The sequence below is a fragment of the Pseudomonas sp. FSL R10-0399 genome (genome assembly GCF_009600165.1).
GTDB lineage: Bacteria > Pseudomonadota > Gammaproteobacteria > Pseudomonadales > Pseudomonadaceae > Aquipseudomonas > Aquipseudomonas helleri.
This window is the reverse complement of the sequence record NZ_WIWK01000155.1, coordinates 1-11,153: the sequence shown is the minus strand read 5'-3', so window position 1 is coordinate 11,153 and position 11,153 is coordinate 1. Positions and strand designations below refer to the sequence as shown.

At 48.8% G+C, this 11,153-nt stretch carries 9 protein-coding genes and 2 pseudogenes; 8 read left to right on the top strand and 3 right to left on the bottom strand.

Annotation, left to right across the window (positions count from 1 at the left end):
* Positions 1-100: 100 nt before the first annotated feature.
* The 4 genes from GHO41_RS26895 (at position 101) to GHO41_RS26880 (ending at position 4,015) form a co-directional block, all read left to right on the top strand.
* Positions 101-466, top strand: coding sequence for a hypothetical protein (locus GHO41_RS26895; protein WP_153435128.1), 366 nt, complete (start codon positions 101-103; stop codon positions 464-466).
* Between the two features lie 8 nt (positions 467-474).
* Positions 475-1,779, top strand: a complete 1,305-nt coding sequence (locus GHO41_RS26890; RefSeq protein ID WP_153435127.1) for a lipopolysaccharide biosynthesis protein — start codon at positions 475-477, stop codon at positions 1,777-1,779.
* Positions 1,780-1,866: 87 nt separating this feature from the next.
* Positions 1,867-2,802, top strand: coding sequence for a glycosyltransferase family 2 protein (locus tag GHO41_RS26885; RefSeq protein ID WP_178126592.1), 936 nt, complete (start codon positions 1,867-1,869; stop codon positions 2,800-2,802).
* Between the two features lie 10 nt (positions 2,803-2,812).
* Entirely contained in the window at positions 2,813-4,015 is a 1,203-nt protein-coding gene (locus GHO41_RS26880) for an O-antigen polymerase (RefSeq protein WP_153435125.1), read from the top strand.
* Positions 4,016-4,381: 366 nt separating this feature from the next.
* On the opposite strand, the gene GHO41_RS26875 is transcribed toward GHO41_RS26880, so the two are convergent.
* Positions 4,382-6,367 carry an FUSC family protein gene (locus GHO41_RS26875; RefSeq protein WP_153435124.1) on the bottom strand — a complete coding sequence of 662 codons (1,986 nt, stop codon included), beginning with the start codon at positions 6,365-6,367 and terminating at the stop codon, positions 4,382-4,384.
* Positions 6,368-6,702: 335 nt separating this feature from the next.
* Here GHO41_RS26875 and adhP point away from each other — a divergent pair, with 335 nt between their 5' ends.
* On the top strand, positions 6,703-7,719 hold the full coding sequence (gene adhP, locus GHO41_RS26870) for an alcohol dehydrogenase AdhP (RefSeq protein WP_048369058.1): 1,017 nt from the start codon (positions 6,703-6,705) through the stop codon (positions 7,717-7,719).
* A gap of 370 nt (positions 7,720-8,089) precedes the next feature.
* On the opposite strand, the pseudogene GHO41_RS30480 reads toward adhP, so the two are convergent.
* Positions 8,090-8,215, bottom strand: a pseudogene (locus GHO41_RS30480) (late control protein); the annotation flags it as partial.
* Positions 8,216-8,407: 192 nt separating this feature from the next.
* Here GHO41_RS30480 and GHO41_RS26865 point away from each other — a divergent pair.
* Positions 8,408-8,686, top strand: a complete 279-nt coding sequence (locus GHO41_RS26865; RefSeq protein WP_153435123.1) for a type II toxin-antitoxin system ParD family antitoxin — start codon at positions 8,408-8,410, stop codon at positions 8,684-8,686.
* Positions 8,686-9,000, top strand: a complete 315-nt coding sequence (locus GHO41_RS26860; protein ID WP_153435122.1) for a type II toxin-antitoxin system RelE/ParE family toxin — start codon at positions 8,686-8,688, stop codon at positions 8,998-9,000. Before GHO41_RS26865 ends, GHO41_RS26860 begins: the two co-directional genes overlap by 1 nt.
* A gap of 677 nt (positions 9,001-9,677) precedes the next feature.
* Here the strand turns inward: GHO41_RS26860 and GHO41_RS26855 are convergent.
* A pseudogene (locus tag GHO41_RS26855) lies at positions 9,678-9,821 on the bottom strand (IS5/IS1182 family transposase); the annotation flags it as partial.
* A 195-nt stretch (positions 9,822-10,016) separates the two neighbouring features.
* Between GHO41_RS26855 and GHO41_RS30845 the strand changes: the two are divergent.
* On the top strand, positions 10,017-11,120 hold the full coding sequence (locus tag GHO41_RS30845; RefSeq protein ID WP_153435121.1) for a capsular polysaccharide biosynthesis protein: 1,104 nt from the start codon (positions 10,017-10,019) through the stop codon (positions 11,118-11,120).
* The last annotated feature ends 33 nt before the right edge of the window (positions 11,121-11,153 follow it).

Sequence of the window (11,153 nt, the reverse complement as noted above, 5' to 3'; positions counted from 1 at the left end):
CTGAGTTCGTGATAGGACATAGTGGCAGCACCGTACCGGAAAGGTCAGGTGTTGCACTCAGTTTTTGCGGCCGCCCATTGTAAAAGCCAAGTATGGCTCTGTGTTTGACAATAATTTTGCCCTGTACGGTGTGGACACCTCTTTTTTTGCACGTTTAAACAACTTAGGTCTAGTCGAAAAACTTCAATCCATCCCGGGATTTGAGCACTCTTTATCTCGACTTGAAATAGAATCAAAAGAAGTAACCGTATTTAGAGAGGCCGAAAGAAGTTACGACTTGGGGTTAATGTTACGGCACTACCCCTCCATCAAAATAATTGGTATAGCAACAAAACAAATTTTGTTATGGCCCTTGGGCAAGAATAAAATAAAAATATCAAAAGTTCTGCATTCATTTTTTACAGGCTGTCATGCACGGTGCAAAATAGCAGAGATAGACGTCAATGTTAAAGGGAAGGCAAGGTAAATATACCCATGATAATCCCACGACATTTGTATGTTGCTATTGGCAAAAGTATGCTCGGCCGCTACGCAGTCTATGCGGCAAACCTAGCCTCAATGATGTTACTGGCTAGGCTTTTTACGCCTGATCTATTTGGAACCGTGGCCTCAATCATGGTGTTTTTCCTTTTTTTTCAACTAATGTCGGAAGCGGGCTTAGGACCTGCGATAATCAACCAGGAGAAAATTGATGAACGCGACCGAAACGGTCTATTTGGGCTAACACTCGTAGGCGGCATTGTTTGCGGCGGTTTTTTTTATCTTTTAACTCCTGTATTTCTTCAATTTTACAAATTACCTCGAGTTGATGAAGTAGTTCCTTATGTCGCTGTTGCGCTTGTTTTTTTCTCGGCTTCAATTTTGCCAAGTGCATTTCTACAACGCGACCAAGCATTTTTTCGCATTGCCAATGCAGGACTCACTGCAGAAATAATATCTACCGCGGCAACCGTTGTACTGACACGCTGGATTGATCCACTACACGCATTGGCCGCAAAGACGACATTCAGTGCTGCAAGTAACTTCCTGGTTCTTTATTACTTTTCAGGTTCAACTGAATTTGGGCGTCCGCGAGCAGGGAGTAAATTCTCCGCGATCAAGCCACTCCTTTTATTTTCGGCATACCAATTCGGCTTCAATTTTATAAATTATTTCTCTCGAAACCTCGACAATATTTTGGTAGGTAAATATTTAGGGGCTTCATCACTAGGCGTTTATGACAAGGCTTATCAGCTAATGCGCTATCCGCTTATGCTGCTCACTTTCGCCATGACACCCGCGATACAGCCTGTCATTCGTAAGTACTCCGGAGACAAGGAAAAAGTAGAGGCTATCCATCGTGACTTCACCTTCAAGCTTTCAATAGTAGGGGCCGTCGCGGGAGCAGGCATATTTTTTCTAGCCCCACTTATAGTGCATTTGATGCTGGGTTCACAGTGGGATGCCGTAATACCTATTGTCCAAGTGCTAGCCATTGCAATCCCTGTTCAAGTAGTACTCTCTACAAGCGGCAGTTTCTTCCAGGCAATGAACAGCGCCAACATGCTTTTTTACAGTGGCTTCTTGTCTGCAATCATCACAATTTCCGCTATTGCCTGGGGTATCTACCAACGCGACATGATCGAATTGGCATGGGCATTAGTTATCGCCTTCCATATAAATTTTATCCAGGCTTACTATATTTTGTACCGCAAGGTTTTTGAAAAAAGCCTGTCAGCTTTCTTAGTGAAAATGATACCCGCAACACTCGTAATTTCGGCGATGGTTGTATGGCACTGACACCTGCCCACAACTTGCACTCAGCGGCAAGGCTATGGACATTAAATTTTAACGAAAGCCCTTCAGTAGGCCATCATGCCGAATACAATGAATAACGACTCTAAAACCCGAGCAGACACTATTTCTAGCGACACGCCAGTAGTCAGTATTATTCTTCCGACCTATAACCGTGCCAAATATTTAGCGACTGCAATTCATAGCGTTTTGGCACAAAAAGTCAGCTTCCCCATTGAAATAATTGTCGTGGATGACAACTCGACTGATGACACAGCACAAGTGGTTACCGACATTGGTGATTCCCGAGTAAAATATATTCCTCTGAAAGAACGCCACGGCGGTGGTGGCGCAAGAAACAAAGGAATCGAATACTCCACAGGTAAATACATTGGATTCATCGACAGCGATGTAACCTGGCTACCACTAAAACTTGAAAAACAAATAGCCGAACTCGAATCAAACCCAAAATACGCTTGCACTTACTCGACTTTCTATAAAATATCACCCAGCGGTGAAAAGGTCGTCCAACCCAAGAACACATACAGCGGCTGGGTTAATGAAAAGCTACTGCTATCAAATTTTATAGATATGCCCACCGTAATAATCAGACGCGACGCTATTGATAAAGTCGGAGGCTTTGACGAAAAACTTCCACGCTTCCAAGACTGGGAGCTTTTCTTAAGAGTTTCAAAAGAATATAAAATTCATTGTTTCGAAGAACCTACAATTGAGTCCCTAGACCTCCCCGACTCAATTTCAAGGAACGACCTAGCGCGAGATGAAGCGCTTAAACACATATACGAAAAACACGGCGCTGAGTTCAAGAAAGATGCCGTACCGCACAAACAAATACTTCTAAAACTCGCCAATGCCAACTTTATACTTGGCAAAAAGCAGGCAGGAGTCGCTTATCTACGCCAAGCAAAAGATATGCTAACCCCCCTAGAGTTAATTTCTTACAGCATATTTAGCAAGCTACCAAAGACGCTAATTATTAATTTAAACAAGCTAAAGAAAAGGTTATAAAAATATAACCATGCGTAAACACATCAAAATAAAGCCAATAGCTCCATTTTCATCATTCGTTGGCATATGGCTATTCGTACTACTGCTATACGCACTCAATGCAAGCGAGATATTAATATATGATACTCTTACAGCACTCGGCACAACACTTACAATACTAATACCTTTTGCAGCCGCTTACTTTTTAATGTTTCTTATTCGATCAATAATCGTAAGTAAAAACTCACTCAAAATAAAATCATCAGTTGCACGAGAAGATAACAGAAAGGCAATCTCACAGAGAGTAACCTTTATGACCTATCTATTTTTACTCATATTAATGGTTGAAATCGCGATAGAAGGATACATACCACTAATTTCAATGCTACTAGGTAAAGTTATTTCACAATTCGAATTTGGCATTGCCAGTGTACACGGATTTCTTCTTGCTCTAGGCGCAATCAACATCACGGCAAGCTACTATATCTATCTAAAATACGGAGACAAAAAATTCCTCTACTACGTATTTTTATATTTAGCTGTATTTGCATTGCTAGTAACTCGGAAGATGATGGTTGTATCCATGATCCAAATGTTTTTCGTATATGTATGCCTAAGAGGTAGACCGCCGCTTAGAAAAATATACTTATTCGTTTTTCTGGCGATTCTGGGAGCCGTTGTCTTTGGGTTAGTAGGTGACATCAGAACTGGCAGGGAATTATTTATTTCTCTATCTCGCCCAAGCTTTGACTACCCCGACTGGCTTCCCTCTGGTTTTATGTGGGTTTATATTTATATAACAACACCACTCTTAAACCTAACGAGTGCGATATACACCATGACAACGTACAGTTACGACCTGCAGTTTGCCTGCTCAATGTTACCTGGCGTTATAAGGGGGACCATCGGATGCGTTGGTGCGGGTTCAGGATTTGACAATGAGTATCAGGTTTCCGGAGCATTCAACGTTGCAACAGGTTATATAGCACTGTACACATCATGGGGAATTGCCGGCATTGTTACATTTAGTGCATTACATGGAGGTGCGGCATATGCATTTTTCGCACGAACCAAGCCCACCGTAAAAAGCATTTTAAGTTATTCTGTCTTTATGCAAATAACCATACTACTGATTTTTTCTAATGGATTCTTTAATTTAAACGTTGTTGCTCAATTTCTAATTTTGTCGTTTTGTTTTAGACGGTGCGAAACCCTAAAACCAAACGTTTACTAAACTTATATTTATGACAGAGTGACAACAACCAATGAAAAGCACAGTAATATTTGGTGGAACGGGGTTTATTGGTGTTTTTTTTGCACAGCATCTACTAAATAAAGGAGAAGCTGACAAAGTTTATCTGTATGACCAAGAACCAATAAATTTAAAGACGAGCACGTTCAGAAAACAACTAGTCGCCTGGCTGCAATGCAGTACCGCCGCTCTAGTGGTCACTCGACTCCCATCGCCGCCTCATGCTCCGGCAACGACTACAGGTGCTTGCAACGCCCTAGAATTATCAGGCCAGCGCAATCCCGGCCGATGATACTATTGCGCCACTACCTATTGAATGAATGTTTTTTATACGTTGGTCGCGCAGACTTATTCGGTACTTGGCTGGCAGGCTTTGCGCCATGTGTACTGCAGTTGCAAGATCGCCGCTTTGGCCATCTCTTGTTCCGCCAACCTCGAGGGTTGCTCCAGTGCCTCGAGCAATGCCTGGCTGGGTGCATCCATAAGCCTGAGGCTTTGCTCGCTTGGCCCGCCTTGCTTAAAGGCACCCGCCAGGCAACGCAAATAGCGATCACGCGCAAGCGCCAGGGCTCCCTGGCTGTTTGCGAGGCAGGCGCGCAGTTCGAGCAACTCATCGCCAAGGTCCAAACCTTGCAGGCCACGCGACCAGTGGCTGGTGCCGGTAGCAAACGCTGCGGTGTAGCGTGACAGCCGGATCAAGCGGTCTGCCATGCGCCCGCCAAACCAGCTTTCGGCTTGCTCAAGCGGGCGTACGGTCAGTTGAGCCAGGTCAAACAGCAGGGCTTTGTACATGCGCCGATAATGGCGCTCGCCGGGGTTGAGTTGTATCAGGCGGAACACCAGCACGGCGATGCCGCTGCCCATCAGGGTGGCTACGGCGCTATTGAGGAAGGCGGCGAAGTCGTAGGTCATCAGGTTGCTGGGCCCGATGTTGTTGACAAAGAAGATGCAGAACGCCGAAGCGGTGGCCGCCAATGCTGGCCGGCTCATGCATAACGAGGCCAGAAACAACGGTATGCCCAGGCACAGGCCAAGCATGGCGAAGCTGTCAAAGGCGGGCAGCAGGCCAAAATGCACCACCCCGGCCACCGGAATTGACAGGGCGATGCCTTTTAAAAAGTTAAGGCTGGATTCAGAAGGGTTTTCTCTGGCGGCAAACAGGCTCAATACCACGCCGCAGATTGATATTGCGCCCAGGCCCGACGGCCAGGCCGTGTACATCCAGAACGCCGCCACAGCCAAAAAAGCCACGGCGCAACGCAACCCGGCGAGCACGCCCTGTTCAATGTCTTTGTGCCACGACATGGCGCCCGGCGCACCTGGCGGCACTCTTCCCTGCTCCAGGGCCTGAAGTGTCAGCGCGCTCTGCTCAATCAAGCGCAACAACTGCGCCAGCGCCAACAAGCAAAAATGTGCCTCCTGGCCCAAGGATTGATCCTCGAGCGCCAGCCTGATGTGTTGGGCCAGCGCGGGCAGGTCCTGTAGGTGCGCTTGCTGCAATGCCGCCGCCACTTGCTCGATCAACGGCATGACACGCGCAGCCTCATCGAGCATCAACCGTTGGCGTGCCACCGCCCTGGCTGCACGCAACACACTGAGCAGATCCCGGCTGAGCACACGCAATGCTTGAGAGCGGCGCCGCCCTGCCGGGCCTTCAAAGCGGGCGCTGGCATGCTGATTATCGACCGCTACCAGTCGCCCCAAGGCAACCAGCATGCCTTTACGTTGATCCGTGCCCAGCAGTTCTGCCGCCGCGGCTTCAAGCCCGGCCAACCAGGCCGCTCGCCCTTGAGCCGACAGCGCCTGCTCGGCGTGACGGGGCCACAAAACGGTACTCGCCACGGACGCGCAAATAATCCCTAGGCTGATCTCTATGCACCGCGCAGTCGCATGGTCGAACACCGCCAGCGGGTCCGAGACCGCTGGCAGTGCAATGATCGCGGTGGTATAGCCTGCCAATACAAAGCCATAGGCGGCATGGCTGCGTAACAGTGAGGCGCCAGTGGTGCACAGCGCCAACCACGTTGCCATGGCCAACAGAAACAGCAAGGGCGACTGGCCAAACACGGCAATCAGCGCAACCGAAGCCACGCCCCCTACCAGCGTGCCGACCAAGCGGTATGCGCCCTTGCCCAACACCATCCCGCTGGTGAACTGACCCACGATAAACACCGTCGTCAGCGCCCATTGCGGTTGTTCCAGATCGAAGATCAACGCCAGATACAGCGCCACCGCGCCGGCGATGATATTGCGCAGGGCGAACAGCAAGTCGCTGCGCGAAGGTGCGAGGATGGCCTGCCAAAAATCTGATAACGGTATGGAGGGTGGCTTCATGGCTATGGGATAGGTAGCAGGCTAATCGTTAGGATAGTATCTATCTCCATTAGAAAATCCAATTCTGATCTTGGCTGCGTACTGTCTGCGACTTGGCCATGACAGCTTAGCCCAAGGTCTGAACAGCCCGTTTTAGCCTGGCTAAGGTTTAATTCGGGGCAAAACTGTCCTCAACCGGGGCCCCACCGCAGCGATCACTCACAGTCGGAATGGGCAGAAATCGCAATGGATCCTAAAAGACAACGGTTTTGAAAATCGCAGCTAGACTACAGCCGCTCATTTTTAGTTATGCAGTCAACATGAGCCTTCAGACATACCACACGTGGGGGTTGACTATGAAAGCAGCTGTTGTCGCAAAGAATAAGACCGTCGTCATTGAAGACAAAAAATTACGCCCTTTAGAATATGGAGAGGCCTTATTAAAAATGGAATGCTGCGGTGTATGCCACACCGACCTGCATGTAAAGAATGCAGATTTCGGTGATGTATCCGGCATAACGCTTGGGCATGAAGGCATCGGTGTTGTAACTGAAGTAGCGGATGGTGTTACATCACTTAAAGTTGGCGATCGCGCCAGTGTCGCGTGGTTTTTCCGCGGCTGTGGCAACTGCGAATACTGTAACAGCGGCAAAGAAACTTTCTGCCGCACAGCCAAGAATGCGGGTTATACCGTCGACGGCGGTATGGCTGAAGAATGCATTGTCAGTGCTGATTACGCGGTCAAAGTTCCGGACGGTCTCGATTCAGCAGAAGCCAGTAGTATTACCTGCGCTGGCGTGACTACCTATAAGGCCATTAAAGTATCAGGTATAAAACCTGGCCAATGGCTGGCGATTTACGGCCTGGGCGGGCTGGGAAACCTGGCCCTGCAATATGCCAAGAATGTATTCAATGCCAAAGTGATCGCCATTGATGTCAATGACAAGCAACTGGCATTGGCGAAAGAGATGGGGGCAGATTTAACCCTTAATCCGAAGACAGACAATGTCGATGAGATCATTCAGAAAGAGTTGGGCGGCGCCCATGCGGCGGTCGTGACAGCCGTCGCCAAATCAGCCTTTAACTCTGCCGTCGCCAGTGTCCGCGCCGCAGGGCGTGTTGTGGCAGTGGGCCTGCCAGTTGAAACGATGGACCTGAGCATTCCGCGCCTGGTCCTGGACGGTATTGAGGTCGTTGGCTCACTGGTGGGGACTCGTGAAGACCTGAAAGAGGCCTTCCGTTTCGGCGCCGAAGGTAAAGTCGTACCAAAAGTGCAGATGCGTCCACTCGAAGATATCAATACGATTTTTGAAGAAATGGAGCAGGGTAAATTTACCGGCCGCATGGTCATTGATTTCAGCAAGAAGCATTAACCTGATGATCTTGCCCTTTTGGATGTCTTAGCGTGCTGCTTAATCCAGCGCGTAAAAGGGCAAGATCTTTTTATTGAGATATATACGTTAAATACATAACACGCAGCACGTTAATCACTGCCGATAAACCTCTCACACTTGTAAGTGACCAAGTTGGCCCCGCGATTTGGCATGGCATCCCCCAAACGGTCGCCTCTCTTTCGGGCATCGTTATTCGCAGGCGACTGTAGTCGCTGACGAGGAACGAAGGCTGCGATCGGCTACGATCGGCTGCGTGGTTTAACAGGGCCTCTTGGGTCAAGATCAAAAGATCGCGAGCAAGCTCGCTCCTACAGGGGTTTAAAAATAATCAGTTATTTTGTGTTTGAGAGGCGCTGTCGCGGTCATTAATACACAGTTCGAAGTCGTCGGACTCCATGCCGGGTTTTTCCGTAGTACGTAGCAATAGCAGGCGGTCATTGATTAACGACGTGATGTCGGCGCCGCCTGCGACGATGCGAAAGGTGGGGGGTCATAAGTGCTCCAGACGACAAAAGCACCGCACAAGGCAGGCCGTAAAGGGCAAAACGGCTGCATTGCGGGCAGTATGTATAGAACATGACCGCATGTCATACACTGCCAAGGAGTCGCTAGGTTTGGCTCTAAGGATGGAGTAGGATTAAAACCTACTCAGCCCGGGAGGCTTATCATGCGCAGCACTCAACAATTCAGTATCACTCTGCCCATTCAGATGGCAGAAGCGGTGAAAGCTAAAGTGGCTGCTGGTGAGTACGCTACTGAAAGCGAAGTCATTCGTGATGGCCTACGAGCGTTGATGGCCCGTGACCGCGCGCTGGAAAGCTGGCTGGTCGGCCAGGTAGCTCCCGCTTACGATGCCCTGAAAGCAGACCCTTCTCGTGCAGTAAGCATCGATGAAGTGCGTGCCCGGTTAGCAGCAGAGCATCAGAACGCAACGACCGAATCTTGATGGCGTATTCCATTGAGTATTCACCTGAAGCTTTGGAGCAATTGACGGCGCTCTACCGATTTATAGCCACGGCGGCGTCTCCAGTAGTTGCCAAACGCTACACCGACGCTATCGTGGCCTACTGCGAAGATTTACGAACGTTTCCCCTGCGAGGAAATCAACGCGACGATATACGCCCGGGTCTGCGTATAGCGAACTATCGCAAGCGGGCCGTGATTGCTTTTGCCGTTGATGGCAAGCAGGTTTTTATCATTGGCATTTATTACGGCGGGCAAGATTTTGAGACGGCTTTGCTATTCGAGTCCGATGATTAGCACACAACAAAAAAGCCCCGTAGACGTTAATCTACGGGGCTTTCGTATGTGGAGGCCGAAGCCGGAATCGAACCGGCGTGGGCGGATTTGCAAGCCGGGACTACATCCCTTTATCTGCGCACCCTGCAAGGTGTTTTGCGTTCCATTACTTTGTACTTCCCTGCATCCTGCAGCCCGCATTCCGCCTGGGTTAGGTCTTTGGTTATGGACCCAAAAACCATCATCCCTGCAGCTTTCTGATGACCGAAAAAAAACGGCAGAGCAATACGCCTAGCCGCCTAGCACCCCATGCTTGCAGTGGCATTGCAAACCCTTTAAACATGACTGCTATCTCTGGTGCTCGCTGCAATCGAATAGCCATAGATGCATATAGGTGCGTGAGAGAGTCACGCAAAAGTCACGCAGCCTATTTAACCCCCCTCCGGTGTCATGCCGCACCAACACAGACCCTCCTAATTCGTATCAAAACAGTCCCAAACGAATTTTATGCTCCACGATGATTGCCAGCTCACGACTAGGGTATTGAGCCTGCAGCCCCAAAGCCTTACACCCTAGGACATGACTGAAGGTTCTGGTATCCGTGAGTTCCTGAAAACGAAAACAATATCGGCACCGCACCTGAGAGCCGTCGAGTTCCCAATGCCTGCTCCAGATAACCAATGATTGATGATAGAGTTTTTGCCGCCGCCGGCCTTGGGGTAGAACGGCTCGATCAGGCCCAACAGACCAGTCCAGGGCACGACCTGATCCATTTCAATCAGGAAACGTTCACGGCGGGTCTGCTTACGTTTGCCTGCGTACTCGGCATCAGCGAAAGACATTTACTTCATCGTGGCTCAACCGCTCAGTTCATGGGACAGCCATATCTCACCAGACTTGGAAGTCTTTTTCAGAGATTCCTTAGCGATTCGCAATCTAAACATTTTAATAACGATGCTGTACTCGGAAACCTGGAAGAATATATAATACTCGAATTTATGCATGTTAAATTGCGCGTTAGACTAAGGAGTGTTTGAGTGGGAATCGGATCAGCATTGTACGAAGGACCAAAACGCCTGATTTTTAGCGCCCTAAATAGGGCCACGAAAACATCGCCCGCTACCCCGACCTACGTGCTGGGCTTCAGTAACTGGAAACAATATTTAAGGTCGTATTTCCCTGATAGAGATCTCTACTTTCTTCCCAAAGATATTACGTCTCAAGGCTTCGAGGAACTCTGGGCTCAAAAAATCCTAAAGCAATCGCGCGCAGAATTTTTTGTATGGGGTTACAAGGCACCCAGCTTCCTCCTTGATTTTGCGAAAGCCAACAACAAGCCTATCCGTTATGTCGAGGATGGCTTTATACGCTCAGTACAGTTGGGAGCCTCGCATGCGCCTGCGCGATCATTAACACTGGATGTACAGACCCCTTATTTCAACGCAAAACAGCCTTCTGATCTCGAAGATATTTTGAAACACTACGACTTCGCTGCCAACCCTGCTTTGATCGTAAGGGCTAAAAATGCTATTTCCGAGATGCTTCGCCTAGGTGTGAGCAAGTATAACTGCTCCTCTCCAGTGGACATGGAAGCGTTGTACGGCTCCAAATCCGGCAAGCGAGTGTTAGTTATCGGTCAGGTTGAGGACGATGCCTCTATCGTGATGGGCTGCGAAACCCCTTTCACTAATAACGCCCTAGTCAGGCTTGCAGTCGCTGAAAATCCGGATGCTCAAGTCATTTATAAACCCCATCCGGATGTAATGAGTGGTAAGCGTGCCTTACAGTCAAACCCGGCAGACGTTAAAAGCATCTGTTTAGTAGTAAAAAAAGACATTCCACTTCCGCTGTCATTTTACGAAGTGGATCACGTTTATACGATTACATCTCTTGCTGGTTTCGAAGCATTATTACGCGGAATAAAAGTTACCACAGTAGGCTGTCCGTTCTATTCTGGCTGGGGGGTTACAGATGATCGCCAATCAAACACACGGCGCGGACGCAAACTTTCGGTGCCAGAAATTTTTGCCGGCGCTTATTTATTATATGCGAAATATTTTGACCTCGCGTCCGGAAAGCAGATTGAGCATGAAGATGTAGGGCGGTTGCAGGATCTGAGTGCAACACGGTTATTGAATTGAAGCGGGAGCATCATGCCGCATCACCACGGCTTC